Below are 26,308 nucleotides of genomic sequence, written 5' to 3' on the forward strand. Positions count from 1 at the left end.
CCGCCGCGCCAAACTTTGTAAATGTCCTTTGCAGAAAAACAGGCAAATTGCCCACCAAAATGGCGTAAGGTCATACTTTCCCGCATGAGAAGCCGGTTTTTGCGTGATTTATGGATGCAAAAAAGCTCGTCCAGAACGGACGAGCTTTTTTGCACACGAAGCGGGATACCGCCTGTGCGGCACATGGATCACGACTGTGAAGGAGAACAGCCGGAGGAGGAGAACCTGTGCCCGATATCCCAAAAAACAAGAAGAAAAAGATTTCACACTCAGCAGGATCGTTTGCCCTTGCTGTAACCATATTGTAACTCTTTTGAAACCAATTTGCAATAGCTTTTCTGTAATTTCTTTGTAATAATTTTTGAACTTTTTGTGGACACATATAAAACCCCTGCCAGAAAATTTCCGGCAAGGGCTTTGCAGATCATTATTTATTTTCTTAATAGCACTTTTTGCAAGCAGTGAAGCCTTCCGCTTTTGCTTTCGATAATGTAACCTTTTCCGGGTCTTTCATATTGCTGCAGGTAGACTTGCTGTGATATTTTTTGCCGCCGTGCGTTGGGACCCAGACCATCTGCTCCGTCTTTTTGCCGGCAGAAATGGTCTGAACGGCTGCAGTGGACGGCTTGCAGGCCGCAGTCTGTACACTGGCGGCAGATGCCGCCGGGCACAGCAGACTGAAGCACAGTACCAGAACGGCCGCAAGGACTCGGAGATGTTTTTTCATTTGTTTTATCCTCCTTTGGACAACGAGAAGATCCTTCTAATAAAAGAGTACTCCCTGTTCCTCAGAGGATGCAATTCTCAAAATGCGCCGTTTTTTCTGCACAGGTGACGTTTTTTGCATTGCTCGCTTATTTTCAGCTAAAAGCGGCGCAGCGGTTCTCTTGAGAGATCAACGGTTTACACGTTTGTCTTTCCCACCTCCAGATAGCACTCAAAGCTGGTCTGGCCGTTGTGCTTTCCGATCACATACCAGCCATCCGCCGAAGGGGCATAAAACACCTCTGCCGTTTCTCCCATCGGGATCTCGCGGTGGTAGTTGATAGAAGCAAAGGTCACGGGGCCTTTGCGCATCACTTCCAGCGGCAGCGCATCGCAGACAAGGTCCAGATAGAATGCGTTGTTCAAATGGCCGTTCAGATCGCACTGGGAATAATGCACCGTCCACTCCCCTGCGCTGGTCAGACCATCTTTGCACTTGTGCAGCTGCAAAGGCAGCTCGCCCTCCACCGTATCGTTCCAGAAATTCTCCACCGTCCAGCCCGGTTCCCGCAGGATACGGCCCTCCGTAAGGCTTGCCACGATCCAGCGGCAGTCCACCATAGCCACCTCTTTCCCCTCGGCATCGGTCAGGGTGGTGATGCGTTTGACCGAACCGCGTTTGCTGACCTGCGCCCGGGAGGTAAGGGTCAGCGTTTCGGCACGCTGCGGCACACGGTCAAATTTCAGGGCCTGCTTGCCCACCAGAAAGGTCACACCGCGATCTTTGAAGAACTGGTCATCCATACCAAAGGCGCGGGCGTGGTCTGTCGAAATCTGCTCCACATAGCGCAGCAGGGCGCTGGGCTTGAGCAGGCTGCGGAAGTCGGCATCTGCGTTCATGACTGTCATGGTCTCGGTGTAAAAGAACTGTTCCATGGTTTTTCCTTTCTATAAAAAGAGACCACTGCACGTTGTTCTGTGCAGCAGCCTCCTTTGCGTTTAATACTGATTGCGGTTGCGCCTGCGGACCTTGCGCCAGATGTTGAAGCAGGCCAGCGCTACCATGGCTGCCAGCAGCGCAAGGAACAGCAGACTGCTGCCACCCTCGTCGTAGCTCTTCATTTCGCTCCACTTCACGTCCAGCTCGCTGTTCACATCGTCGCTCAGGGCAGTGAACACCTTTTCCTTGGCGGCTTTCTCTTCGGACGGATAAGCGATCTCGCTCTCCTTCAGATCCTCGTCCAGCACCTCCCACACATCCTGCATGGGGGTGGTGTAGCCGATGTACTCGGCGTTTGCCTTGCCGATGTCCGTCTCACACATGAAGTTGATGAACATTTCCGCAGCTTCCTGATGTTCACTGGCAGCAGGAATGGTCATGCAGTCCACGGAAAGCACGCTGCCTTCCTCCGGGAACACCCATGCAAGGTCGGGATTATCGTCGATCATGGTGATGGCATCGCCGGAGTAGTACACACCGACGGCTGCCTCGCCGCCGATCATCTTATCAAAGATCTCATCCATGACGTAGGCCTGCACTAGCGGTTTCTGAGCCTTCAGCTCTTCCACCACCTCATCCACCTCTTCAGTGGACTGCGGGTTGATGTTGTGGCCGCTCTTAAAAGCAGCAATGGCGTAGGCATCGCGGCTGTTGTTGAACATCAGGATATTGCCTGCGTACTGCTCGTCCCACAGGTCGGCCCAGCTGGTGGGCGCTTTGTCCACCATGGTGGTGTTATAAATGATGCCGGTGGTGCAGAGCATATAGGGCACGGTGTAGGCATTTTGCGGATCGTAATCCGGATCCACGTATTCCTGATCGATCTTTTTGAAGTTCGGGATATTGTCGTAGTTCAGAGGCTTGAGCATCCCCTCAGCGATCATTTTTGCCACCATGTAATCCGACGGAATGACCACATCGTAGTTGGCAGCACCGGACTTGAGCTTTGCGTACATGGACTCGTTGGAGTCGAAGGTGGTGTAGTTCACCTTGATGCCGGTGAGCTTTTCAAAGGCCGCCACCACGTCCACGCTGTCGTCCGAGCCGTTGGAGATATACTCGCCCCAGTTATAGACATTGATGGCCACGTTCTGGCCCTTGAAGCGGGTCCAGTCGTAATCGTCCGACACCGAGACATCCTCGGTGACTTCGATGGTGCCGGCGGCAAAGGCGGGCATTGCACAGCAGACCGTCATTGCCAGCGCCAGCAGCAGCACAGCAAAACGTTTCATCACACGCCCTCCCCTCTCAGCGCCTTCTGGTCGCGGCGGTAGCTGCGGCTCTCCATTGCGTTGGAAATCAGAATGATGCACAGAATGACCACGAACATGATGGTGGACAGCGCATAGATCTCCGGGCTGACCTTTTTACGGGTCATGGAGTAGATGGCGATGGGCAGCGTTTCCACCGTGCCGCAGTTGAAATAGGAGATCATGAAGTCGTCGATGGAATAGGTCAGGCAGATGAGGAATGCCGACAGGATGGCCGGGCTGATCTCCGGCAGGATGACCTTGAAGAAGGCCTGCCTGGGGTCGCAGCCAAGGTCGAGCGCTGCCTCATACAGCTTGATATCCAATTGCTTGAGCTTGGGCGTGACGTTGAAGATGACATACGGCACATTGAACGCGATATGCGCAATGAGCAGCGTCGGGAAGCCCATGATGGTATCCGGCAGCCAGGAGACACCCCCGGCAAAGCGCTGGTAGGCCACGAACAGCAGCATGAGCGAGATGCCGGTGATGATCTCCGGGTTGACCACCGGGATATAGGTGATGTTGGTGACGACAAGGCGGCTCCCGCGGCCCATGGACGCAATGCCCAGACTTGCCGCTGTACCCAGCACAGTGGCAATGACCGCAGAGATCAGAGCCACTTCCAGCGAGACCAGCAGCGCATGCAGGATGGAGGAGTTGTGCAGCAGGCTGGAGTACCACTTGAGGGTAAAGCCGGTGAAGAGCGAATAGCCCTTGGACTGGTTGAAGCTGAATACGATCATGTATGCAATGGGCAGGTACATGAAGCAGAAAAACAGCACGATATAGACGCGCTGCATCAGGCGCAGATGTTTCGTTTTCATCAGGACACGCCCTCCATTTCATCTTCATCAAAGCTGGAGGTGAAGCTCATGCACAGCAGCACAATGATCATCAGCACAAGGCTCATGGCAGAACCCACGTTCAGGTTGTAGCTGTTGCCAAGGAACTGCATCTCGATCAGATCGCCAATGAGCAGGTTGGAGCCGCCGCCCAGCATACGGCTGATAACAAAGGTGGACACCGCCGGGACGAACACCATGGTGATGCCGGTGCTGATGCCGGGCACGCTCATGGGGATGAGCACCCGGAGAAGGGTCTTGGTGGTGGAAGCGCCCAGATCCTGCGCAGCTTCCACCAGGCTCTGGTCGATCTTGGTCATGCTGGTGTACAGCGGCAGGATCATATAGGGCACATAGTTATACACCATGCCCAGCACCACCGCACCGGAGGTGTTGAGCATATTGAAGGGGCCAAGGCCGAACACGCCCAGAACGGCGTTCACCGGGCCGTTGATGCTGAGCAGGCCCATCCATGCGTAGGTGCGCAGCAGAAAGTTCATCCACATGGGCAGCATGACCAGCATGAGCATGATGTGCTGCTTGTTCACCCGCAGGCGGGAAAGAAAATAGCCCACCGGGAACGCAATGACCAGACAAATGACCGTGGCAATGAGTGCCAGCAGCAGGCTGCGGGCAAACACCGAGCCGTAGCCGCTGATGGAGGTGAGGTTATCCAGCGTGAAAGCTCCGTTTGCATCCGTAAATGCATAGTACACCACGATGATCAAAGGCACCACTGTGAACAGCGTCATCCATACAAAGTACGGATAGGCCAGCTTTTTATCGTAAATCTTCATCATTGCGGCTCACCCCTCTGAACGCGCCATAATGTGGATCTCGTTGGGGCCGATGCGCATACCAATGGTCTCACCGGGGGTGCAGGCGCGGGTGGAATGGATCAGCCATTCGCGGCCCTCGCACTCCACATGCATCTCAAAGTGGACACCCTTGAAGATGACATCGTTCACAACGCCGACAAGCTGGCCTTCCACAGGAGAGACCACCTCGATATCCTCGGGGCGCACCACTACCTGCACGCTCTGCTCGCGGGCAAAGCCGCGGTCCACACAGGGGAAGTCCACGCCGGAGAAGGACACCAGAAAATCCCGGTGCATCACGCCGTCCACAATGTTGGAATCGCCAATGAAGTCTGCAACAAAGGCATTCTTCGGCTCATTGTAAATATCCTCCGGCGTGCCGATCTGCTGCACCTTGCCGCCGTTCATGACCACGACGGTATCGGACATGGTAAGGGCTTCCTCCTGATCGTGGGTAACATAAATAAAGGTAATGTTCATTTCGCGCTGCAGGCGCTTCAGCTCCAGCTGCATCTCCTTGCGCAGCTTGAGGTCCAGTGCGCCAAGGGGTTCATCCAGCAGAAGGATCTCCGGCTCGTTCACCAGACTGCGGGCGATGGCCACGCGCTGCTGCTGGCCGCCGGACATCTGGCTGATGCTGCGGCGCTCGAAGCCTTTCAGGCCAACAACTTCCAGCATGTTGCGCACCTTGCGGCGGATGGTCTCTTCGTCCATCTTTTTGAGCCGCAGACCGAAGGCCACGTTCTCGAACACGTTCAGGTGCGGGAACAGTGCGTATTTCTGAAAAACGGTGTTCACCGGGCGCTTATAGGGCGGCACGCCGGTAATGTCCTCACCTTTCAGCAGCACTTTGCCGGAATTGGGTTCCAGAAAACCTGCGATCAGACGCAGGGTGGTGGTTTTGCCGCAGCCGGAAGGGCCCAGCAGCGTTACGAACTCTTTGTCATGGATGTCGAGGTTCAGCCCATCCAGAATGCGCTGACCGTCAAATTCCACTACGATATCCCGCAGTGAAACGATCACCGAGTTGTCCATTTTTTTACTTTATCCTCCTTGTAACTCAGATACGAAAAAAGACAGGGCCATGCCCCATCCCTCGTACCAGGGCGACCCAGCCCCGCACAACATCCATGACGACCGGAGAACCTGCAAAAGCAGGCTCTTATATTGCGCAGTTATTCTGCCCTGTCTCGTCTATCTTAATCAATCTTTGCTGAAATGTCAATCACTCTGCCAATGTTTGCCGAAGCTTTACACGCCGCAACAAAAAAAACATGCGCCGCAGCGGGCTTTCCGCATACGGCGCACAAAGGTTTTTATTCAGCTTTTAAGGCAGTGGCCGTTATCAGAAGGGCCTGCACAGTGTCAAGGTCAACCGCATAGACGGAACTGTCCCCCTCCACCATCATCCAGCAGCCGTCTGCATTTTCGGCGTAGTGGATGGTCACGGTCCCATCGGCAGAGGCGGCCCGCACCGTTGCAAGCGGTGCATCAAAGCCGTAGGCCGAAGGGTCGGCATCCGTGATTTGTGCGGTCACATAGCCTGCCAGAGCAGAGAGGATGCTCTGCACCTTGCTGTCGTCCAGATCGGCAGAGGGTTCATCGGCCAGCCGCCACACGGTCTGATAGGTAGTGGAATCGGCCGCACTTTCCGAGGAATCGCTCTCCGCTTCCGCAGGCTCAGAAACTGCATTCAGTGCAAGGGTGCCGCTGCCCGTCGTAATGGAAACACTTTCCAGCGCGGAGACTGTCAGTTCCGCCGGGTTGAACGTGCCAAAAATGTCTGCTTTGGTCAGCTCAAAGCAGGTCGCCTTGTTGCCAGAAACGGTGTACACGGCATCGTCCCCTGCCTTCTGCACATACAGATCTCCTGTGACCGGGTTCTCGGTGCCAAAGGCAAAGGTGTTCGTCTCGCCTGCCGCCGTCACTGTGACCGTAACAGCCGGATCGGCAAGTCCGTAGTCCTCGCCGGGCTGAGCCGTGAGCTGACGTTTGGCGTTCAGGGATGCCAGCGCCGTAACCATGGTATTGCAGGCAGATGCATCCAGATGATAGTCCGGGTCATCCGCCAGCGTCCAGCTGCCGGAATCGTAATTTAAGGTAAGCGTTTCGCCGCCATAGGCATACCGGATGCTGGTCACATCGCCCGCCGCAAAAGAAGAAAGCAGGATGCTGCCCTCTGTGGCGGCGCTGGAAGCAGCTTCTTCTGCGGCATTGCTGCGGCTGGCAAACCACAGCAGCCCGCCCAGCACAAGCACCAGCACCAGAAGCACCGCAAGGGTGCGCTGTTTTGTTTTCATGGCAGTGCCCCCTTACCTGCGGCGGCGCAGCAGCACCACCACAGCACCTGCAATGAGCACTGCTGCGGGCAGCACGAATACGAACACCATGCCCAGCGTCATGGATGCGGAAGCCGGGACCGTGATGGGTGCAGCTTCCAGTGCTTTGGTGTCGATGAGCAGGCTCTGCCCTACCAGCGAAGCGGCACAGCCCTGCAGGAAGGTCAGGTTGCCCGGGATGGACTGGTACACCTGCTCGTTGTCCATGTTGGGGCAGCCGATCCAGATCACCTCGGCACCGGTGGAGTCATTGCGCGCCCATACGGCCAGCGAGAATGGGCCGTCGGTATCGCCGGCTTCCTTTGCGGAAGAAGAGCTGGCATCAAAGTCCTGCTTGCTGTAGGCATCCTCGGTGGTATACAGCAGCGGTTCCGCCGTCACATCGTCTGTCTCGGTAATGGTGATGCCCTGTGCCACCGAGAGCATCACATGGGTGCTCTGATTTACGCCGTCCAGCGCGGTGCTTTCGTCGGCGGCCGCGTAGTCCGGGAACAGCGAGTACGGGTAGCCGTACAGCGCGTGGCCCGCATCGCCCTCCACCACAAGGCCCGGCTCACGCGCAAGGCCGAACTGTGCCATCACTGCATCCAGAGCGGGCGTTTCGGTATAACCGCTGGTGGTCAGCAGCACCTTGCCGCCGTTTTCCAGATAGGTCTGCAGCTGCGCGATCTCATTCACAAGGCCGTCAGCTGCAAAATCCGAAGCGGGGTCGCTGATGATGAGCAGATCACAGTCCTCCGGGATGGTGCCGGTGAGCAGATCCAGCGGCTGGGCATTGATATTCTGCGCCTTGAGCGCCTCGGTCAGCGAGGAGGTAAGCGCCTGCTCGCCGTGGTTGGTGGTGTAGTAGGCATGACTTTCTGCTGCGGCAGTCAGCTTGTAGATGGCAGAGCTGATCTGCTTTTCGCCGCCAAAGGTCACGTTGGCAGCGCCGGTGGTGTAGTAATCGGAGTAATCGTACTCGTAAAGTTCGGCGGCGTTCAGCACTTCGCTGTTCTCACCGCTGACCACGATCAGACTGCCGGTGGATGCATCCTCTGCGCCGTACTGCGCTGCAAAGGTCGGGTAAAGCGCCGGGTCCTTCTGCTCCCAGTGGAAGTGACCGCTCTCGTCGGCGTAGTGATCCAGCAGCTTGGTGATAATGGCATCCTCGCTGCCGGTCTCGCAGAGGTAGTAGACCGTCACGTCCTGATCCAGGCTCTGCATCAGCTGCCTGGAGCTGTCGCCCAGCGTGTACATTTTGGCGGCAGAGAGGTCGAACTCGGTGTATTTTTTCGGGATGGCCCCCACCAGCAGATTGATCAGCACGGCCAACACGATGGCTGCTGCCAGAATGGCCGTGGAGTACAGCCCACTGCGGAACACCTTGCCGTTTGCGGAGGAAGAAAATTTGAAATTTTTCATGTTGTTCCCCTCCCCTCAGTTCCAGCGGCGCTTTTCCAGCCCCTGCGCCGTGAAGAACAAAAACAGCATGGTCACGGTCAGGTAGTACACCAGCGTCGGGATAGAAAAGCTATTGTTGACAAACTCTTCAAACGGCGTGAACAGGCACAGCCCGCTGAGCACCGCGCTGAACGCTTCGGTCAGCCAGCTGCTCTGCAGCAGGAACAGTGCCGTCAGCACCACACAGCAGCCCGCAAAGGTCAGGCAGCCCAGCGTAAAGCTGCGGGTACGCAGGCCTGCCACCACACTGAGCACTGCCGCAATGGCGGTGAACAGGGCCAGCGCCACTGCGCTGCCTGCGGTGAACATGCTGCGCAGGCTGGGCATCATGTAGGCCAGCAGCAGTGCGGCAACACCTGCCACCGCAGCAATGATCTGATTCTCGGTCAGGCTGGAAAGAAACACGCCAATGGCAATGGCGGCGCAGCCCATGAGATAATAGCACAGCAGAGCGGCCCAGTTTGCCAGCGTGGCCGTGCCGGTGGCACCCAGTGCGGCCAGTACAAGGATCATGACCGCACCGGCAAGGCACGGCAGTGCAAAGATGACGCACAGGGCAAAGAATTTGCCCAGCACGATCTCCCACACAGACACCGGGCTGGTAAGCAGCAGCTGATCGGTGCGGGTGCGGCGTTCCTCTGCAAAGGAGCGCATGGTGAGCACCGGGATATACAAAAGCAGCACAAACGTGGTGCGGTAAAGCGTGTAATAGCTAAAATCCGTCAGGCCGTAGCCCAGATTCAGGGCAACAAAATAGATGGCCGTTGCCGCCAGCATAAAGGCGGTGAGCACATAGCCGATCATGCCATGAAAGCTGCTGCGGACTTCGCGTTTGAAAATGGCGATCATTCCGTTTTCTCCTCCCCTTCATCCGATGGTGTTTCAGACTCGTTTTCGGTCAGTGCAAGGAACACTTCCTCCAGCGTCCTGTTTTCCGCTGCCAACGCCAGCACCGTGCATCCGGCCTGCGAAAGGGCGCGGGACACCTCGGCGCGGCGGTCAGAAGCATCGGCACTTTCTGCGGTAAAGGTCACCTGTCCGTCGGCCTCGGATTCGATCTCCACCTTGCGGATGCCCGGAATGGAGCCAACTGTTTTCAGTACGGTCTTCCCCCCGCCCAGAACGGTAGCGCGCAGACGGCTGCCGGGGTTCAGCTTTTCGGCCAGCTGTTCCGGCGCACCCACCGCCACCAGATGTCCCTTGGAAAGGATCAGTACCTGACTGCACACTGCCTGCACCTCGCTGAGGATGTGGCTGGACAGGATGACCGTGTGGCTTTTTCCCAGCTCCCGGATCAGTCTGCGGATCTCGATGACCTGTGCAGGGTCAAGGCCCACGGTAGGCTCGTCCAGAATGATGAGCTGCGGCGCGCCCAGCAGTGCCTGCGCAATGCCCACGCGCTGGCGGTAGCCCTTGGACAGACTGCGGATGAGCCGGGGCAGCACCTCTTCCAACCCGGTGCGGCGGGCAGCTTTGCGCACCTGTTCTTTGCGGTCGGCCTTCTTTTTGATGCCTTTCAGCTCTGCAGCAAAATCCAGATATTCCTGCACCGTCATTTCCGGGTAGAGCGGCGGCTGCTCGGGCAGATAGCCCACACAGGCCTTGGCCTGCTGGGCCTGCTCCGGCAGGCTGAAGCCCGCCACCTTCACTTCACCGGAGGTGGCGGCAAGGTAGCCGGTGAGGATATTCATGATCGTGGATTTGCCCGCGCCGTTGGGGCCGAGCAGGCCGAAGATCTGGCCGTCGCCCACCGTAAAGGACAAATCTTCAATGGCAGGGTGCGTGCCATACTTTTTGCTCAGATGCGATACTTCGATCACAGCAAACGCTCCTTTTTCATCTAGTTCAATGCTGGTATATTTTAGACGGAAAATGTGTAAAAATTAAGACAATCCTGTGGTGGGATGCAAAAAGAATTCTTAAGAATGATTAAGGCCGCCCTTTCATATGCCAAAAAGGCAGCAAAAAAGCACCGTCTCCCGAAGGAAACGGTGCTCAGAAAACCATAATTACTTACGGCCGAAACGCTTGTTGAAGCGCTCAACACGTCCGCCGGTGTCAACCAGCTTCTGCTTGCCAGTGTAGAAAGGATGGCACTTGGAGCAAACTTCGACGTGGATCTCAGGCTTGGTGGAACGAGTCTTAATGACGTTGCCGCATGCGCAGGTGATGGTGCAGTCAACGTAGTTCGGATGGATACCCTGTTTCATTCTTTTCACCTCATTTCTGGTTCTGACTTATCGGGGCCATATTATGAATGTATGTGCCCATCACAACCTTCAATATCGGCTACCCCGTCGAGCGGCCTTGGAAACGATTGCCTTACTATTATAGCACGATTCCGACAGAATGCAAGAGGGAAAATAAAGTTTTTTAAAAATCAATCGTCCAGATGATCGATTGCGTACTGCGCCTCAGATTCCGTAAACTGCTCACCATATTCCGACGTCAGCTGATCGTAGATTGCTTTGTGAGACATATCCATTGTGCTCTGATAAGTCTTGGCCTTCTGCAAAGCATTTTCATTCCAGTCTGCCGACATATGATCTACTGCATACTGCGCTTCTTCTGTGGTAAATTGCTCACCGTATTCGGAAATCAGCTGATTATAAATACCCGCCTTGGACATATACATTGTGTCACTGTAAGTTTCAGCTTTTGCCAGTGCGTTTGCTTCGTAATCAGCATCCAGATTTTCCACTGCATAATCTGCCGCTTCCTCCGAGAACTGTTCTCCATATTCAGAGGTCAGCTGATTATAAATGCCAATTTTAGACATATGCATCATGCTGCTGTAAGTTTCGGCCTTTTTCAGTGCAGACTTATATTCTGACGGTACATTGTCGTCTGCCTTATCCTCCTGCGGTTCAACAGCAGCAGTCGCTGCTTCCTGTACGGTGGAACTCGCCACACTGGAAGCCGCCGGAACGTTGCTTGCCGGTGACGCTGTCGTTTTCTTTCCTGTGTTAGAACCGGAGCTTCCGATTGCATACAGCACAATAATAATAATCAAAATGATAAACCACGGTCTTTTATAAATTGGTGCCTTGATCTTTGCGCCGCACTTTGGACACGTTTTTGCACTTGTGGCAATTTCTGCGCCGCAGCTCTTGCACACAGTCATCTTCGGTTTTGTCATGTTTAATTCCTCCATTTTTAAGAACTTCTGTTATTTAACAGCTTCACAGCAATAAATATATAGCATTTTGTTTTATATGTCAATATAACAAAATGTTTTGTCTATACTTTCATTAGTAATGTCTTATGAATGGAGGTATTCCTTTGTACGATCGAATCCGCAATCTGCGGGAAGACCATGATCTGCGTCAAATCGATCTTGCTTCCTACCTCAAATGTACTCAGGTGTGCTACTCCAATTATGAGACCGGAAAGCGGGATATCCCTACCGAAGCTCTTATCATGCTTGCGCGATATTACAATACAAGCACCGATTACCTGTTAAATCTTACAGATGAACCCGCACCCTATCCCCCATTAAAAAGATAGCCGTCAGCTGGATGCTTTCCAACTGACGGTTTTTTACTTATTTATAAATATCTCCCCGGTTTCCGGCTTTTGTTACACAGACCGTGACGATTTCTTCCTTCACCATGTAAACGATCCGGTAAGTTCCCACGCGCAGGCGGTAATATCCTGCCTGCCCTGCCATTGGTTTGATGTCCCCATCTTCCGGAAGTTTCGCAATTGCGGCCATGATCCGCATACGCTGCGGAGCAGGCTGCTTTGCAATAAACTTCAGTGCAATTTTATCGATCTGGATGTTCCACTTCACAGTGAGACCCCCAGTTCTTTGCAGGCATCCTCAAAGCTTACAAACTGGCCCTTTTCAGGGTCGTTCTGATACTCCTCCAGAAGCTTCGCACAATATGCATCATCTGCTGATTCATCAGCATCCGCCATCAAAAGGCCCTGCATATAGGCCACAACATAAGCCAGCTTATATTCCGGCAGCTTATCCGCCAGAAGTTCCATCTGTTCTCTTGTGCTCATGGTATACGCCTCCATTCTGGCTCCCATTATACGGGTTTTGATTTCTTTTGTCAAACAAAATCTTTTTGCACAGCGTCAAAAAAATCCCCTGCACTTTCATGCAGAGGACTTTAACGGTTTTACCTTACGCCGTCAGGCCATCAGTGGATGAACACAGGACCCAGCGGGTTGGTGATGGGGCTGACGTAGCCGCCCAGCAGCTTGGGGATCGCCAGGCTGATGTCGGGCACGAAGGTCAGCAGCAGCAGTGCAATGAACATGCACAGGTAGAACGGCAGGGTCGCCTTGACGACCTTTTCCATCGGGCGCTTTGCAACGGCAGAGCCGATGAACAGCACAGCGCCGACAGGAGGAGTCAGCAGGCCGATGCCGCAGTTCAGAACCACGATGATACCGAACTGGATGGGATCGATGCCGATGGAGGTTGCGATGGGCAGCAGGATGGGAGTAGCGATCAGGATGATGGGAGCCATATCCATGATGCAGCCCAGAACCAAGATGATCAGGTCGATCAGCAGAGCGATGATGTAGGGGTTATCGGTGACGCTGGTGATGGCATTTGCAGCCAGATCCGGCACATGCAGCATGGTCAGGCAGTTGCCGAAGACTGCAGAGGTGGCGATCAGGATCAGCACGATGGACAGAGTGTTCACGCACTCATCCAGCGCATGCCAGACACCCTTCCAGTCCAGACCCTTGTAGACGAACACCGACACGAACAGAGAGTAGATAACTGCAATAGCTGCAGACTCGGTAGCGGTGAACACACCGCCAACAACGCCGAACACAACGATAACAACAGCGGCCAGTGCCCAGATGGAAGTGCCCAGCTGCTTAACGAAGCCCTTGATGCTGAACGGAGAGCCCTTGGGGTAATTCTCCTTGACCGAGATGATGTAGGAACCGATCATCAGGACGATGGCCAGCAGAGCGCCGGGCAGATAACCTGCCAGGAACAGGCTGCCGACCGAGATGCCGCCGGCAGTAGTGGCATAAATGACCATGTTGTGGCTCGGAGGAACCAGCAGGCCCTCGCAGGAGGAGGTGATGGTAACAGCAGTGGAGAAGTCGGCATCGTAGCCCTGATCGACCATCATGGGGATCATGATGGAGCCGATGGAAGCGGTATCTGCAGATGCAGAACCGGAAATACCGCCGAAGAAGTAGGAAGCAACGATGTTGACCATTGCCATGCCGCCGCGCATCCAGCCCACGCAGGCATCAGCCAGAGCGATCAGCTTTTCAGAAATGCCGCCGGAGCCCATGAGCACGCCCATGGTGATGAAGAACGGCACGGCCATCAGGCTGAAGGAAGAAATGCCCTTGACCATCAGACGGCAGACATCGGTCAGTGCCTGACCCTGCACCATCATGCACAGCACGCTGGAAAGGCCAACGGCGTATGCAATGGGGAAACGCAGGAAGATCATTACAAAGAAGCTGACAAGAAGGACAATGATTGCCAGTGTCTGAACTGTCATATTACACTTCCTCCTTTACAAAAATGCTCTTGATGTGGTTGTACAGTGCCTCGATCTCGAAGATGATCATGGCAACACCGGCCAGCGGCACCGGGAAGTACATCCAGAAGCGGCTCAGCCAGGGCATGGACACGTAGAAGCCGCGGCCGCCCAGAGTGGTGGCATAGTTCCAGCCGACCACCATCATGATGACACCCAGAATGCACACGGCAAGATCGGCCAGAATATCCAGCACCTTGACGGCGGTTTTGGGCAGATACACGTCAAACGCAGTCATGCGGATATGGGCACCGCGGCGGATGGCCAGAGCAGCACTCAGCACGGCCATGTAGCTCATGCAGGTCAGCACAACTTCTTCCGACCATGCCGGGTCCGGGATGAACGAGACGTAACGACCGATGACCGACATGGTAGTGATGAGGATATCTGCGATCAACAGCAGCTTGCAGATAAACAGGACCACTTTGTAGGTGATGTCGTACGCCGGCTTGATCTTATCCAAAGTGGTAAAGATTTTCGGCATATGAATTCCTCCATATAAAAAACCCGGCAGGTCTGCGGGCGTATCCCGTAGTCCCCCGCCGGGCTATGTACTATCTCAGAACAGGAAAGGCTTTTTCAATTATGCCTTCATGTCCAGCAGCTGCTGATACAGTTCAGCCTGATCGGAGGTGTTCTCGCTGATGACCTTAGCGCAGGCCTCCTGCCAGGGTGCCTTGTCGTCAACATCCACAACGTTGCAGCCGGAGCTTCTCAGCTCCTCCAGGACCTTGTTCTCAGCGGTCTCGGACAGGTCTGCATTGAAGGCCTGCGTATCAGCACCAGCCTCCATGATGGCAGCCTGCTGGTTCTCGGTCAGCTTGCCCCATGCGTTATCGGTGATAACAGCCTGAATAGCACCCAGAGTGTGGCCGTCCAGGATCAGGTTGTTGGCAACCTCGGGGAATGCATTGGACTTGTAGTTTGCGATGGGCTGCTCAGCACCATCCACAACGCCGGTCTGCAGTGCGCTGTACAGCTCACCGAAGGAAACGACGGTGGGGTTAGCGCCCAGACTCTCGACCATGCCGTTCATAACGGGGTCGTTGGACACGCGCAGCTTCAGGCCCTTGAAATCAGCGATGCCGGAAACCGGGTTGACCGTGAAGAAGTGACGGAAGCCCTCTTCGCCGTAGAAGACACCACGAACGGGCAGACCCAGCTCCTGAGGCTCGTTCAGGAACTCAGGTGCCAGATCGCTGTTGGCGAAGTTCCAGAAGTGTGCGCGGTTCTCGAAGGTGAAGGGGATGGACAGCAGCTTGGACTTGTTGCAGCCATAGCTGGTCAGTGCGAAAGCGGAGATACGGCTCATATCGATGGAGGTAGAACCGCCCAGGATTGCGTCCAGAACGTCGTTCTCAGAACCCAGAACGCCGGAAGCCTGCACATCGATGACGACGGAGCCGCCGGTCAGCTCCTCGACCTTCTCCTTGAAGTGGGTAGCGGTCTGGCCAACGATGGTATCCAGCGGGTTGACCTCGGCGTAGACCAGAGTCACCTTGGGATCGTTTGCAGCAGCAGTAGCATCACCAGCAGCAGAAGCTGCGGTGGAAGAAGCTGCGGTAGAGGTGGAAGCAGCAGAATTGCTGGAGCCACCACATGCGGTCAGAGCCAGAGCAGCGGCGGAAACACCGGCTGCTGCCAGAAAGCTGCGACGAGTGATCTTTTTCATAATAAATCGTCCTCCTTAAATCTCCCGAACGGCCCGGTCTGCACAGGACCCGCATACCGTTCATTTACTGTACACACTTTAGCAAATTTTTTTAAACGAAACAAGGGCTTTCAAAAAATGTCCTGCTTTTTGAAAGAATGTCAGAATTTCTTTTGTGAAAAATGCCAAGTGCTTTACTTTTTGTTTGTGCACCTTCGCCTAACAGATGGATACATTTCTGTATTCCAGATAGAAGCAAAGCGCTGGATGCCCTTCCCTTTGGGGTTCAGAGCACACAGCGCTTTGCCGGTTCTTTTTTCTGTTTTCCTGATTTCTTTGCCCATCTTTTCCGGGCTTTGCTGTGGGGCTTATGCCTGCCGGATGCGGGCGATCAATTCGCCCTGCTGGGCAAACCGATCATACATCGGCTGCACAGCAGCACGGAACCTTGCCTTTTCTTCTTCGTCCAGCTCTGTCACCTCAATGCCTGCTGCACGCAGATCACTTTCCGATTCCGCCTCCTGCTGCGCCCAGAGCCTGCGCTCCACCTTGGCGCTCTCCCGGGCACACAGGCGGATGATCTCCGGGTAGCGCTCGTCCAGTGCGGCCAGCTTTTCCATCACAGCAGGGCTTGCAAGCTGCACCTCCGGCACGCGGGTGTGCTCATCCTTTAAAAAGTAAGGTGCCACCTCGTAGTGACCCATGGCTTCGTAGCTGGGCCAGTTGTTCTCTGCGCCATCGATCTCACCGTTGTGCAGGGCGGCATACACCTTGCTGTACACTACCTTTACCGGCTTTGCGCCGAGGTCGGTGATCATTTCGCTCATCATGTCCGATTCCTGCACGCGGATGGTCAGGCCCTGCAGATCCGCAAGGCCTGTCACCTTCTGCCGGGTGTAGATGCTGCGCACACCGGCATCAAACCAGGAAAGGCCGGTCAGCTCCAGCGACTCCAGCGTGGAGAGGAACTCGTCGCCGATGGTCCCATCCAGCACGCGCCACATCTGGTCAGCGTCGGTGTAAAGGTACGGCAGCTGCAATACGCTCAGCGCCGGTTCATACTCAGCCAGCTGGCTGAGGGACACGCGGGAGAAGTCAATGCCGCCGAACTGCATCTGCTGGATCACGCTCTGCTCCGCGCCCAGTTCTCCCCCGCTGTACACCAGCACTTTCACGCGGCCATCGGTGCGCTGGGCCACAAGATCCGCAAAGGCCAGCGCCGCCTGCGTAGTAGGATAATCCTCCGGCTGGTTCTCCGCATAGCGCAGGATCAGTTCCGCCCCCTGTTGCTCCTGCACCGGCTGATGGCCGCAGCCCGCCACCGGCAGTGCCAGCACGGCTGCGCCGAACAGGGCGGTGAGCATCTGACGGCGGGTCACAGGCGGGCCTCCCGTGCAGCCTTGGCCGCTTCCCTGCGGTACTGGGTGGGGGTCATGCCGGTGCGTTTTTTAAAGGTGCGGGCAAAATAGCTGGAATCCTCGTAGCCCACCATGGAAGCCACCTCTGCTGCCGAACGGAACGGGTCGGTGAGCAGCTCCTTGGCAGCGTTGATCCGCAGTTCGGTCAGGCAGTCCAGAAAGTTCATCTTCTGGTACTTCTTGAACTGTGCCGAGAGATACGCCGGGCTGATATGCAGGATCTCGCTCACACTGTCCAGCGAGAGGTCGAACATATAGTTATCCTCCATATACTTGCGCACATGGGCCATGACCAGTGCATTGCGGTCGTTCTCCCCTGCTTCGGCGGCATCGCTCTCCGGGTCAGCTTCCGACTCCGGTTCCACCGGAGCCAGCTCTGCAAGGCGGCGGCCCGCCTCGATCTGACGGATAGCCTTGCGGATGGAAGCTTCCACTTCGTCCGGGTTCACCGGCTTGAGCAGATAATCGCAGGCACCCAGATGCATGGCCTCGTGGGCGTACTGGAACAGACTGTAGGCCGTAACAAAGATCACCTTGCACTCCGGGCGCTGTTCCAGCACGGCGCGGGCTGCATCCAGACCGTTCATACCGGGCATCTCAATGTCCATCAGGATCAGGTCTGCGCCCCACAGCACCGCCGTATCCGCTGCCTTGCGGCCGTTCTCGGCAGTCTCGATGGTCACTTCGTGCTCAAAGCGGCGGGCCACGATGTCCGCCAGCGTTTCCCGTTCCAGTGCTTCATCATCCGCGATCAACAGACGAATCATTCCTCAAACTCCTCCTCATTTTCCACCAATGGCAGATACAGCACCACCGCCGTACCGCGTCCCGGATGGGACCGTATCACAAAGCGGCTGTTCCGATCCAGCAGACGCAGGCGGGCCGCAACATTATAAATGCCGATATGCTCCCAGCGCTCACCGGGCTGGCTGAGCGCCCCGCGCAGCTGTCGTAATTGATCCAGCTGGATGCCCACGCCGTTATCCACCACGCGGATGCACAGCAGTCCCTTCTCCCGCAGAGGGTTCACGCGGATGCGCACCACACCGCCCTCCTCTTTGGGGCAGATGCCGTGCTTGAAGGCATTTTCCACGATGGGCTGTAAAATAAAGGACGGCACCATGGTCTCGGTAAGATCCAGCGAATCGGAAATGCGCCACTCCATACGCACCCGCTCACCAAAGCGGACATGGTAGATGGAGTAATATTCATCCACGATGCGCACCTCACGGGAGAGCGGCACCTGTTCATCGTTGCTCATCAGGCTGTAGCGCAGCAGGTGCGAAAGCGCCATGATGAGCGCCTGCGTACGGTAGGCCGTCTCGGTGCCGGCGGTCTGCTGGATCACATTCAGGGTGTTGAACAGAAAGTGCGGGTCGATCTGGCTGCGCAGCTGCTGCAGCCGGCTGCGCTCCATGCGGTTCTGCAGCTCCAGTGCTTCGGTCTTCTGGCGGTGCAGCTCCCGCTCGATCTCGTTTTTCTCCTGCAAGGTGGTCACCTGCTGGGCCATGGAGTGCTTCATGATGTTGAAGGACTCGGCCAGCTGAGCGATCTCCGGCTGCTTGGGCAGCGGGATGTCCGGGGTGTCGAACTCACTTTTGCCAATGGCGCGGGAGGCAGCGATCATCTGCTGCACCGGCGTGAGCAGACGCATGACCATCAAACCGGTAACGCAGCCCAGCGCCACGCACAGCGCCACCACCACCGTCTGCAGCATGGTGATGCGCTCGTTCAGGGCCGAGATGGTGGTGTAGGTGGTCTGGGAATCCTGAATGGCGGTTTCCAGCAATTGCAGGGTGTACTGGCTCAGGTAATCGCCGCAGGGTACCACCTTTGCATAATACAGCTGGGAAGCTGCGGCATCGTTGCCGCTGAGCAGGTCGTTTTCCAGCTCATTCAGCAGGCCGGTGTAGGTCTGATAGACCGTATCCACTGCGCTGTAGAGCACCCGCTGTTCATCGCTGACGCTTTCCAGACTGTTCAGGCTGGTACCGATGCGCCAGAGCCATGCGTTGCAGGTGGAAGATGCCGACTGCAGCCGGTCAATGATCTCCTCCGGCTCGCTGTTCTCCCAGCGGTAGTTCTCCAGCACGGAAATAGAGCTTTCCACACCGCCCTGAAAGCGGCTGATGGCGTTGAAGCAGCCCATCTGCGCGTCCTGTACTGCCTGCACTGCTCTGGACTGGTAGCCATTGAGCGTGAGCTGCATGGCAAAGGCCGCAAAAAATGCTGCCAGACACAAGCCCATGCGCTGCTTGAGGGTGATCTGCCGCTTGCGGTGCTGCAAAGCCTGCCGCCTCCTTTCGTTTGGTAACGATTTATTGTACCACGCTTTGGGCCGGATTGGCAAGGTTTGCATGTTTTTCTCTTGCCTAAACCACGCAATTGTGGTACGATGCCTATAAATACAAAGGAGGCGACTTTATGTCCCAGACCATCTCCGTTTCCACCACTATGGGTGAGCAGGGCTTCCGCGATTTTGCCGTGTTCGATGCATTCCATCACCGCAAAGCATGGCTGCGTCCCGCTGTTTTTGCCGCCATCATGCTGGCTTTTGCCGCCGTCTGCCTTTCGCAGCTGGGCAAGCGCCCGGATGCCGGGCTGCTGGCTGCTGTGCTTGCCATTGTGGGCATCGGCCTGCCGGTGAGCTACTTTTACTCGTTCTTTCGCAGCGTTTCCCGGCAGATCAAACAGATGCACCTGCCGCGGGCCTTCTACCGTGTGGAGCTGGCCGACACCGGCATTGCTGTGTGGATGTACGGCCAGCAGGACAAGCCCGAACCCACCAGCCGCCACGCATGGGACAGCTTTTACTGCGCCTACCGCACGGACAATGCGGTGTACCTCTACGTAGAAAAAGAGAAAGCTTACTTACTGAACGACCGCATGGAAGTGGTGTGGAAGTTTTTGGCCGGCATCCTGCCCAAAGAAAAGCTGCACGACTGCAGAAAAGGTTAATCCCAAAAAATATGCACACGCAAAAAAGAACTGCTGACATTTCGTTCAGCAGTTCTTTTTTGTATATAAAAAACCCACGCTGCGGCAAAGCAAAGCGCAGCGCGGGTGCGAAGATATCTTAAATTATCGTGTCAGCAGATCAACGGGCCAGCGTATACTTGTGCAGGGTCTTGCGCACAGCGCCGGGGCCTGCAAACAGCTCCTTGGCCATTGCCTCGATCTTCTCGCCCAGACCAACGGCATACAGATCCACGCCGAACACGTCAACACGGCTGTACAGCTTCTTCAGGCAGCTGAAGTCCTGCTCGCCTTCCTTGACCTCCAGCGGAGCCACAATGGCCTGCAGCTCAGCCAGCAGCGGATCGGTGGAAGGCTCAAAAGCCTGACCGTTGTCATCGATGCCCTTCAGGTAGCGGGCGTAGCCTGCCAGCACCAGCGGGATCAGGATCAGGTTGCTCTTGTCCAGACCGCGTGCCTCGTAGGCCTTGATGGTCTCACCAAAGCGGATGGCCAGCTTCTGGGAGGTATCGGTAGCGATACGCTGGGGAGCATCGGGCATGAAGGGGTTGGGCAGGCGGCGGTTGATGACAGCGCCGATGAACTCGTAGGGGTTCAGCACGCCGGGATCGACGACCACAGGCATTGCCTCGATGTAGCCGATCTTCTGGATGAAGGCACGCAGGTCTTCATCGGCCATCTCGGCGGAGATGAGGGTGTAGCCCAGCATGCAGCCATAGATGGACATTGCAGTGTGCAGCGGGTTCAGGCAGGTGCAGACCTTCATCTTCTCGATCTTGTCCACGGTCTCGCGGTCGCAGTACAGCACACCGCCCAGCTCCAGCGGAGGACGGCCATTGGTGTAGTGATTCTCGATGCACAGGTACTGGGTCTCTTCGGCGTTGACGAAGGGAGCGGTAAAGGTGTGCTTCTCGGTGACGATGGTGTAGTTATCCTCAAAGCCGTCGTCGGCCAGCATCTGCTGGACCTTGGCATCCGGGCGCGGGGTGATCTTGTCGATCATGCTCCAGGGGAAGGTGATCTTGGTCTCGTCCTGCACATAGGCCAGGAACTCGGCGGGCACCAGACCCTGCTCCACCCACTTGGCAGCATAGGCGTGGACAGCGTTCTTGACCTTATCGCCGTTGTGGGAGCAGTTATCCATGCTCTGGACGGTCAGGGGCAGCTTGCCGGCCTTGAAGCGCTCGTACAGCAAAGCAGTGACCTTGCCCATGGCCAGCACGGGGGTCAGGCCGCGCTCCAGATCAGCAGGAGCAACGCCGTAGCCCTTCTCAGTGATGGTGAAGGAGATCATCTGCAGGCTGGGGTTCTGGAAGATCTCCACCAGACGTGCCCAGTCCTCGCCGAAGGAGTAGTCAGCCTTCAGGCTCTCGGTAACGGAAGCCACCACCTTCTTCTCGATCTCGCCGGTGGACTTCAGGCAGACCAGCAGGCTCATATTGTCGTAGGGACGATAAGCCTTGTCGATGATCTCGTAGTCAAAGCTCTCGGCCACGATGACACCGCGGTCATACTTGCCGGTGTTCAGCGCATCGTTCAGGATGGCAGCCGGGAATGCACGGAAGATATTGCCTGCGCCGAAGTGCACCCAGGTGGGTTCGGCGTGGGTCTTGGCCTTGACAGCCTCGATATCGAATTTGGGCAGCTCATAGCCCTTCTCTGCCCACTCGGCGGACAGATTGCCGTTTTTGATCTCAGACAGCTTCATATTTATCAGCCCTTCTTTTTCTCTTCATCCAGACGATCCAGCAGATCCCAGACACCCAGCATGTACTGAACGCCCAGAGCACGGTCATACTTGCCGTAACCGGGGCGGCAGCTGCCGGGGCCTTCCTCCCACAGCTGACGGCCGTGGTCGGGACGGATGTAGCCCTCAAAGCCGCAGTCATGGTAAGCACGCAGCACCTCGATGATGCCGGTCTCGCCGCAGCAGTCGCGGTGAGCAGCCTCGGAGAAGTCGCCGTTGGGGAAGTGGTGGATGTTGCGGATGTGACCAAAGGCAATGCGGTCGCAGTGCTTGCGCACGATCTCGGCACAGTTGTTGTTGGGGTTTGCGTTCAGGCTGCCGGTGCACAGGGTCAGGCAGTTGTACGGATCATCCACCATGCTCAGGAAGCGGTCGATGCTCTCAGCATCCACCAGCAGACGGGGCAGGCCGAAGATATCCCAAGGGGGATCATCCTGATGGATGGCCATTTTGATGCCGCACTCATGGCAGGTGGGCATCAGTGCTTCCAGGAAGTACTTCAGGTTTTCCCACAGCTTTTCCTTCGTGACAGGGGCGTAAGCCTTGAACAGCTCGTCCAGCTTTGCCATGCGCTCCGGCTCCCAGCCGGGGAAGGTCATGTTATACTTCTCAGTGAAGGACATGATGTACTCAGCCATAGCCTTGTAATCGCCCTTGACCTTGTCCTTCTCATAGAACAGTGCAGTGGAGCCGTCGCCCACGGGGTGGAACAGATCGGTACGGGTCCAGTCGAACACCGGCATGAAGTTGTAGCAGATGACCTTGACACCGAACTTGGACAGATTGCGGATGCACTGCTTGTAGTTCTCGATGTACTTGTCGCGGGTGGGCAGGCCGATCTTGATGTCATCGTGGACATTGACCGACTCGACCACGTCCATGTCGAAGCCGTAGGCGTGGATCTGATCGGCTACCTTCTGGATCTCGTCGATCTCCCAGATCTCGCCGGGCATCTTATCGTGCAGCGCCCAGACGATGCTGGTCACGCCGGGGATCTGCTTGATGTCGCTCAGGCTGATGGGATCGTTGCCCTCGCCATACCAGCGCCAACCCATTTTCATAGGCATAGGAAAATCCTCCTGTTTTATATTTTCTGCTTTGCATTTTCCGCGCAGCCGTGTGCCGCGCTCTTGTACTTATATTCTAGTATATCAGTTGCGTTTTTTCAATGGTCGCTTTGCCGGTTTTTTATATTTGTTCTTGTATACTTTAGACAAAAAGAACAAAAATCCGTCGGACATCACCCGCCCGACGGATTTTTACGCGATTCAAAATGCCGGTTTCAGCGTTTCAGCTTCTGCCGGATGGACGGAGCCATCACATCCTTGAAATATTCAAAGGTGTCCAATTCCAGAATGGCAGAGCCTGTCAGATAAATGCCCAGACCAACCACCACCTGAATGATCACCGTCAGCAGATCCGGCAGGTGCAGGAAAATGACCAGATACATGCACAGGCCCGCGCCCGCTGCCAGCAGCAGGGTCGGCAGGATATCACGCATCTGTTCCAGATAGCCATAGCCGATCAGCTTTTTGCTGGGCTGTGCATCCAGGATCTGGGTCACGACATTCGTGATCAGCACACCATATGCAATGGCCTCGACGCTGATACGGAATGTTGCCAGCAGAAGAAGGATGCACACCGCTTCGTTCATAAGCTGACGCTTCAGGTAAAGATCGCTGCGGCCCACGGCCTTGGCTGCATTCAGGTTTGCCGTGATGATCGGCCAGCATATATAGCTCAGGCAGAACACCCTGAGGAACAGCACGCAGGGCAGCCACTTCTCGGTGAGGATCAGGCGCACCAGCGGTTCGGCACAGAACGCAGTGCTCATCATCACCGGCGCAATAATATAGGTACAGGTCTTGATGGAGCGGCGGGTCATGTTCTTGACCTGCGCACGGTCATCCTGCAGTGAGGACATGACCGGGAACAAAACGCTCTCAATGGAAGTATCCACGCTTGACGCGATATTATAAGTCAGGTTATCGCCCTGATTGTAATACGCCAGATCCGCCGAGGTGTACACCTTGCCGATGATCAGGCTGCGCAGGTTGTTGTAGATGACGCTGCTCAGCGACGAGGCCAGCAGCTTCCAGCCATAAGAGAGCAGCCCTTTCAGGTGCTGCCACGAAAACTCCATCTTAGGCCGCCAGGAGGACAGCTTCCACAGCACCAGCGTGTCCACCGTGATATTGGATACCTGCTGCACCACCAGCGCCCAGACTCCAAAGCCCATATAGGCAAGGCCCAGGCCCAGGATTGTGGACACGATCGCGCCCGCAAAGGCGGAATAGAAAAAATACTGGAACTTCATGTTCCGGGTCACATGCGCCTGCTGGATCGTTTTGATGCCGCAGACCGCCACTGTCAGGCTGATGCCGCGAAAGATCGGGGTCATGCTGGGGTCATTGTAGAAAGCAGCCAGATACGGTGCCGCCACGAACATTCCCCCATACAGCACAAAGCTGATTACAATGCTGAAAAAGAACGCCGACGAGTAATCCAGCTCGTCCACTTCCTTCTTCTGCACCAGCGCGGTGCCAATGCCGCAGTCCAGCAGGACATACATGATATTGTTGAACACCGTCACCAGTGCCACCTTGCCATAATCATCGGGTGTAAGGATGCGCGCCAGAAGGATGGACACCACCGCTGAGATCAGCTGCACACCGCACCGCTCTGCAAAGCGCCAGAAAAAACCGTTTACAATAACATTTTCTTTTTTCTCGTTCATTCCTGCGTCCACTCAAATTCCTTTCAAAAAACCGGTCGGTCTGCACCCTGCGCAGAAATGCATTTCCGCCGTATCCTTATCATCTTCTTCCCTGCTGCCAAAACAACTGAGCAGAGATAGTTAGTTATATAGTATCACACCCATCCATGCATTTCAACCAACATATTCTTAAGGAATGACGGCCCGAAAATTTCATTTAAAAAGAGAAAAAGCGCTTGACTATCTGCCGGGAACGTGGTAATATATTCAAGCAGTCCGCATCACGGTCTTTCACCTCAGAGATTTCAGGGCTGCGAAAACAATACGGTATGCGAGGGTGGCGGAACTGGCAGACGCGCACGTTTGAGGTGCGTGTGGTTTATCCTTGGGGGTTCGAGTCCCCTCCCTCGCACCAAAAACCAGTACACATTGTGTACTGGTTTTTCTTTTTGGGCGAGGGAGCAGACCTCGAACAACACTATTTATTATATAAAAGAAAGCGCGATGAATTCTGAGAACTCATCGCGCTTTTTCTCTTATGCGGGTAGTGGGGGTCGAACAACAAAAAATGATTGAGTGATGTCAAAAACATATCTGCAACGCGTCTAAGCACTTGCTAAAAAGGTAGTGGGGTTGGTTTGTAGCCCATGTATTTTGCTACGTTTACAAAAAAGAGTGTTACCAAAACTGTTACCAGAATCACCCTTGAGCCTTCCTGAATGCCGCGGTGGTAGCGGCAGCAAGATCTTCCCTCTGACCGTCAAGCTCGTGCCGATACACTCCGGCAGTGTCCATGTTCTTGCTGTGACCGACCAGCATCTTCAGCTGGCTGTCGGTCAATACGCCGGATTCAATGCTGACGAAAGTGTGCCGCATCTCATACAGCGTGACCTGAGGCTCAATGCCATTGTCACGCTGGTACTTCTTCCAGCGCTTGAATAAAGCTCTCTGGTTCGGGATCTGGAACAAAGGGGTGGTATAGTTCAGCGGGATATCGGAAGCCTTCAGCAAGGCCACCTGCGCTTCGTAGGCCTCATGGGCTTCCTCGCCCATGTCAAATGAGCGAATGGCGTTTTCGTTCTTGCCGGTGGTTTCCTCATCCAACCGGTTGATGCTGCGGCGCAGATTGACCGTGTTCCCTTTGATGTCACCATACCAGAGCCCCACAAGTTCACCCGGGCGTACACCTGTAGCAACTGCAAACCGGTAGGCATAGATATACTCGTCAAAGACCAGCTTGCCATAGTAAAGGCGGGTGTCCACATCAAACAGAACTTTCAAAGCGGTCGGCTGTAAAATCTTTTTCTTCCCCATGCGGGCATTCTTCGGGATAGACAGCTCAGGGAACATCGTACTGTACCTGTTCCGGCGGCACCATTTCAAAAAGCTGATCTCCGTTGAGCGGATCGTCATAATGGTCTTGCGGCTCAAAGGCTTGTCGCTTGACCTACGCTGACGCTCCTTTTTAAGGCATCGCTTTTTGAAAGACAGATTGATGGCCTTTTGCAGATCGCCTTCGGTCAGCTCGTCAATGCGGATGTCCCCACAGACAGGCAGAATATAGTAATCTCCGTATTTTTTGCACTGCTCAACATAGGATGTGCCGCAGGTGAGCTTCAGCTCTTCCACCCACTCTGAATAAAGGGCGCTGACCTTCTTTTTTCCGTCTCTGATACTATCATCAAGCCATGCATCCGCTTTTGCGTTTGCTTCCCGTTGTCCTGTTCGGCCCGGCGTACTGCTGTAAAAGCGCTTGCGGGTGCCGTTCTTCTGCACTGCGATGCACCAGCGTTTTTCCTTTTCCACCCAAAATGCCGTGTTCGTTCTCTTTTTCATTGTTTCCACCTCCAAAAAGGTACACTTTGACAA

At 55.4% G+C, this 26,308-nt stretch carries 26 protein-coding genes and 1 tRNA gene; 3 read left to right on the forward strand and 24 right to left on the reverse strand.

From position 1 onward, the window contains the following. Positions 1-439: 439 nt before the first annotated feature. The 12 genes from DW937_RS02180 to DW937_RS02235 form a co-directional block, all read right to left on the reverse strand. Entirely contained in the window at positions 440-727 is a 288-nt protein-coding gene (locus DW937_RS02180; protein WP_005937246.1) for a hypothetical protein, read from the reverse strand. 176 nt (positions 728-903) lie between these two features. Next, positions 904-1,641, reverse strand: coding sequence for an acyl-ACP thioesterase domain-containing protein (locus tag DW937_RS02185; RefSeq protein ID WP_120119988.1), 738 nt, complete (start codon positions 1,639-1,641; stop codon positions 904-906). A 63-nt stretch (positions 1,642-1,704) separates the two neighbouring features. Continuing rightward, the gene (locus tag DW937_RS02190; protein ID WP_120119989.1) at positions 1,705-2,937 is read right to left on the reverse strand and encodes a spermidine/putrescine ABC transporter substrate-binding protein; all 1,233 of its coding nucleotides are present in this window, start codon (positions 2,935-2,937) and stop codon (positions 1,705-1,707) included. Next, complete coding sequence (locus DW937_RS02195; protein WP_120019816.1) at positions 2,937-3,782, reverse strand: ABC transporter permease; 846 nt, start codon at positions 3,780-3,782, stop codon at positions 2,937-2,939. Before DW937_RS02195 ends, DW937_RS02190 begins: the two co-directional genes overlap by 1 nt. After that, complete coding sequence (locus DW937_RS02200) at positions 3,782-4,597, reverse strand: ABC transporter permease (protein WP_044953212.1); 816 nt, start codon at positions 4,595-4,597, stop codon at positions 3,782-3,784. The genes DW937_RS02195 and DW937_RS02200 overlap by 1 nt, the downstream gene beginning before the upstream one ends. Before the next feature lie 9 nt (positions 4,598-4,606). Beyond that, on the reverse strand, positions 4,607-5,653 hold the full coding sequence (gene potA / locus DW937_RS02205; protein WP_097774916.1) for a spermidine/putrescine ABC transporter ATP-binding protein: 1,047 nt from the start codon (positions 5,651-5,653) through the stop codon (positions 4,607-4,609). A gap of 281 nt (positions 5,654-5,934) precedes the next feature. Beyond that, entirely contained in the window at positions 5,935-6,918 is a 984-nt protein-coding gene (locus DW937_RS02210) for a DUF4340 domain-containing protein (protein ID WP_120119990.1), read from the reverse strand. A gap of 12 nt (positions 6,919-6,930) precedes the next feature. Then, the gene (locus tag DW937_RS02215; protein ID WP_120119991.1) at positions 6,931-8,361 is read right to left on the reverse strand and encodes a Gldg family protein; all 1,431 of its coding nucleotides are present in this window, start codon (positions 8,359-8,361) and stop codon (positions 6,931-6,933) included. 15 nt (positions 8,362-8,376) lie between these two features. Further along, positions 8,377-9,249, reverse strand: a complete 873-nt coding sequence (locus DW937_RS02220) for an ABC transporter permease (RefSeq protein ID WP_120119992.1) — start codon at positions 9,247-9,249, stop codon at positions 8,377-8,379. Next, on the reverse strand, positions 9,246-10,220 hold the full coding sequence (locus DW937_RS02225; protein ID WP_120119993.1) for an ABC transporter ATP-binding protein: 975 nt from the start codon (positions 10,218-10,220) through the stop codon (positions 9,246-9,248). Before DW937_RS02225 ends, DW937_RS02220 begins: the two co-directional genes overlap by 4 nt. Positions 10,221-10,409: 189 nt before the next feature. Next, complete coding sequence (gene rpmE, locus DW937_RS02230) at positions 10,410-10,610, reverse strand: 50S ribosomal protein L31 (RefSeq protein WP_005926533.1); 201 nt, start codon at positions 10,608-10,610, stop codon at positions 10,410-10,412. 170 nt (positions 10,611-10,780) lie between these two features. Beyond that, positions 10,781-11,539 carry an Ltp family lipoprotein gene (locus DW937_RS02235; RefSeq protein ID WP_120119994.1) on the reverse strand — a complete coding sequence of 253 codons (759 nt, stop codon included), beginning with the start codon at positions 11,537-11,539 and terminating at the stop codon, positions 10,781-10,783. Positions 11,540-11,682: 143 nt separating this feature from the next. Between DW937_RS02235 and DW937_RS02240 the strand changes: the two genes are divergently transcribed. Then, positions 11,683-11,907, forward strand: coding sequence for a helix-turn-helix transcriptional regulator (locus DW937_RS02240; RefSeq protein WP_120119995.1), 225 nt, complete (start codon positions 11,683-11,685; stop codon positions 11,905-11,907). Positions 11,908-11,944: 37 nt separating this feature from the next. Here the strand turns inward: DW937_RS02240 and DW937_RS02245 are convergent, their stop codons facing one another. The 8 genes from DW937_RS02245 to DW937_RS02280 all read right to left on the reverse strand — a co-directional run bounded on the left by DW937_RS02245 (position 11,945) and on the right by DW937_RS02280 (position 19,287). Then, entirely contained in the window at positions 11,945-12,193 is a 249-nt protein-coding gene (locus tag DW937_RS02245; RefSeq protein ID WP_120079614.1) for a type II toxin-antitoxin system RelE/ParE family toxin, read from the reverse strand. Then, positions 12,190-12,411: a hypothetical protein gene (locus tag DW937_RS02250; RefSeq protein ID WP_120119996.1), complete on the reverse strand. Its 222-nt coding sequence runs from the start codon at positions 12,409-12,411 to the stop codon at positions 12,190-12,192. The genes DW937_RS02245 and DW937_RS02250 overlap by 4 nt, the downstream gene beginning before the upstream one ends. 140 nt (positions 12,412-12,551) lie before the next feature. Next, positions 12,552-13,892, reverse strand: coding sequence for a TRAP transporter large permease (locus DW937_RS02255; RefSeq protein WP_097777885.1), 1,341 nt, complete (start codon positions 13,890-13,892; stop codon positions 12,552-12,554). 1 nt (position 13,893) lies between these two features. Continuing rightward, positions 13,894-14,415, reverse strand: a complete 522-nt coding sequence (locus DW937_RS02260; RefSeq protein ID WP_120119997.1) for a TRAP transporter small permease — start codon at positions 14,413-14,415, stop codon at positions 13,894-13,896. A 99-nt stretch (positions 14,416-14,514) separates the two neighbouring features. After that, complete coding sequence (locus DW937_RS02265; protein WP_120119998.1) at positions 14,515-15,603, reverse strand: TRAP transporter substrate-binding protein; 1,089 nt, start codon at positions 15,601-15,603, stop codon at positions 14,515-14,517. Positions 15,604-15,950: 347 nt separating this feature from the next. Further along, complete coding sequence (locus DW937_RS02270) at positions 15,951-16,961, reverse strand: TRAP transporter substrate-binding protein (RefSeq protein ID WP_243111400.1); 1,011 nt, start codon at positions 16,959-16,961, stop codon at positions 15,951-15,953. Continuing rightward, the gene (locus tag DW937_RS02275) at positions 16,958-17,767 is read right to left on the reverse strand and encodes a response regulator (protein WP_120119999.1); all 810 of its coding nucleotides are present in this window, start codon (positions 17,765-17,767) and stop codon (positions 16,958-16,960) included. The genes DW937_RS02270 and DW937_RS02275 overlap by 4 nt, the downstream gene beginning before the upstream one ends. Continuing rightward, positions 17,764-19,287 (reverse strand): histidine kinase, encoded by a 1,524-nt coding sequence (locus DW937_RS02280; RefSeq protein ID WP_243111401.1) that lies wholly within the window; start codon positions 19,285-19,287, stop codon positions 17,764-17,766. Before DW937_RS02280 ends, DW937_RS02275 begins: the two co-directional genes overlap by 4 nt. Before the next feature lie 137 nt (positions 19,288-19,424). Between DW937_RS02280 and DW937_RS02285 the strand changes: the two genes are divergently transcribed. Next, positions 19,425-19,958 carry a YcxB family protein gene (locus DW937_RS02285; protein WP_120120000.1) on the forward strand — a complete coding sequence of 178 codons (534 nt, stop codon included), beginning with the start codon at positions 19,425-19,427 and terminating at the stop codon, positions 19,956-19,958. Positions 19,959-20,097: 139 nt separating this feature from the next. Here DW937_RS02285 and DW937_RS02290 read toward each other — a convergent pair whose 3' ends face one another. From DW937_RS02290 to DW937_RS02300, 3 genes are all read right to left on the reverse strand, one after another. Next, positions 20,098-21,684: a mannitol dehydrogenase family protein gene (locus DW937_RS02290; RefSeq protein ID WP_120120001.1), complete on the reverse strand. Its 1,587-nt coding sequence runs from the start codon at positions 21,682-21,684 to the stop codon at positions 20,098-20,100. Between the two features lie 5 nt (positions 21,685-21,689). Then, complete coding sequence (uxuA, locus tag DW937_RS02295; RefSeq protein ID WP_120120002.1) at positions 21,690-22,790, reverse strand: mannonate dehydratase; 1,101 nt, start codon at positions 22,788-22,790, stop codon at positions 21,690-21,692. A 215-nt stretch (positions 22,791-23,005) separates the two neighbouring features. Next, on the reverse strand, positions 23,006-24,460 hold the full coding sequence (locus tag DW937_RS02300) for a lipopolysaccharide biosynthesis protein (RefSeq protein WP_120120003.1): 1,455 nt from the start codon (positions 24,458-24,460) through the stop codon (positions 23,006-23,008). A gap of 310 nt (positions 24,461-24,770) precedes the next feature. Here DW937_RS02300 and DW937_RS02305 point away from each other — a divergent pair. After that, positions 24,771-24,854: transfer RNA gene (locus DW937_RS02305), tRNA-Leu, on the forward strand. 284 nt (positions 24,855-25,138) lie between these two features. On the opposite strand, the gene DW937_RS02310 is transcribed toward DW937_RS02305, so the two are convergent. Next, positions 25,139-26,275, reverse strand: a complete 1,137-nt coding sequence (locus DW937_RS02310; RefSeq protein ID WP_120120004.1) for a tyrosine-type recombinase/integrase — start codon at positions 26,273-26,275, stop codon at positions 25,139-25,141. Positions 26,276-26,308: the final 33 nt, after the last annotated feature.

The organism is Faecalibacterium sp. AM43-5AT, assembly GCF_003603345.1.
Taxonomy (GTDB): Bacteria; Bacillota; Clostridia; order Oscillospirales; family Ruminococcaceae; genus Faecalibacterium; species Faecalibacterium taiwanense.

Excerpts from the sequence above, each read along its gene's own strand:
- DW937_RS02260 (WP_120119997.1), bottom strand. The coding sequence starts at position 14,415 with ATGCCGAAAATCTTTACCACTTTGGATAAGATCAAGCCGGCGTACGAC.
- DW937_RS02200 (WP_044953212.1), bottom strand. The coding sequence starts at position 4,597 with ATGAAGATTTACGATAAAAAGCTGGCCTATCCGTACTTTGTATGGATG.
- DW937_RS02255 (WP_097777885.1), bottom strand. The coding sequence starts at position 13,892 with ATGACAGTTCAGACACTGGCAATCATTGTCCTTCTTGTCAGCTTCTTT.
- potA (WP_097774916.1), bottom strand. The coding sequence starts at position 5,653 with ATGGACAACTCGGTGATCGTTTCACTGCGGGATATCGTAGTGGAATTT.
- DW937_RS02265 (WP_120119998.1), bottom strand. The coding sequence starts at position 15,603 with ATGAAAAAGATCACTCGTCGCAGCTTTCTGGCAGCAGCCGGTGTTTCC.
- DW937_RS02285 (WP_120120000.1), top strand. The coding sequence starts at position 19,425 with ATGTCCCAGACCATCTCCGTTTCCACCACTATGGGTGAGCAGGGCTTC.
- DW937_RS02235 (WP_120119994.1), bottom strand. The coding sequence starts at position 11,539 with ATGACAAAACCGAAGATGACTGTGTGCAAGAGCTGCGGCGCAGAAATT.
- DW937_RS02300 (WP_120120003.1), bottom strand. The coding sequence starts at position 24,460 with ATGAACGAGAAAAAAGAAAATGTTATTGTAAACGGTTTTTTCTGGCGC.
- uxuA (WP_120120002.1), bottom strand. The coding sequence starts at position 22,790 with ATGCCTATGAAAATGGGTTGGCGCTGGTATGGCGAGGGCAACGATCCC.
- DW937_RS02180 (WP_005937246.1), bottom strand. The coding sequence starts at position 727 with ATGAAAAAACATCTCCGAGTCCTTGCGGCCGTTCTGGTACTGTGCTTC.
- DW937_RS02210 (WP_120119990.1), bottom strand. The coding sequence starts at position 6,918 with ATGAAAACAAAACAGCGCACCCTTGCGGTGCTTCTGGTGCTGGTGCTT.
- DW937_RS02250 (WP_120119996.1), bottom strand. The coding sequence starts at position 12,411 with ATGAGCACAAGAGAACAGATGGAACTTCTGGCGGATAAGCTGCCGGAA.
- DW937_RS02220 (WP_120119992.1), bottom strand. The coding sequence starts at position 9,249 with ATGATCGCCATTTTCAAACGCGAAGTCCGCAGCAGCTTTCATGGCATG.
- DW937_RS02215 (WP_120119991.1), bottom strand. The coding sequence starts at position 8,361 with ATGAAAAATTTCAAATTTTCTTCCTCCGCAAACGGCAAGGTGTTCCGC.
- DW937_RS02195 (WP_120019816.1), bottom strand. The coding sequence starts at position 3,782 with ATGAAAACGAAACATCTGCGCCTGATGCAGCGCGTCTATATCGTGCTG.
- DW937_RS02190 (WP_120119989.1), bottom strand. The coding sequence starts at position 2,937 with ATGAAACGTTTTGCTGTGCTGCTGCTGGCGCTGGCAATGACGGTCTGC.
- DW937_RS02290 (WP_120120001.1), bottom strand. The coding sequence starts at position 21,684 with ATGAAGCTGTCTGAGATCAAAAACGGCAATCTGTCCGCCGAGTGGGCA.
- rpmE (WP_005926533.1), bottom strand. The coding sequence starts at position 10,610 with ATGAAACAGGGTATCCATCCGAACTACGTTGACTGCACCATCACCTGC.
- DW937_RS02310 (WP_120120004.1), bottom strand. The coding sequence starts at position 26,275 with ATGAAAAAGAGAACGAACACGGCATTTTGGGTGGAAAAGGAAAAACGC.
- DW937_RS02185 (WP_120119988.1), bottom strand. The coding sequence starts at position 1,641 with ATGGAACAGTTCTTTTACACCGAGACCATGACAGTCATGAACGCAGAT.
- DW937_RS02275 (WP_120119999.1), bottom strand. The coding sequence starts at position 17,767 with ATGATTCGTCTGTTGATCGCGGATGATGAAGCACTGGAACGGGAAACG.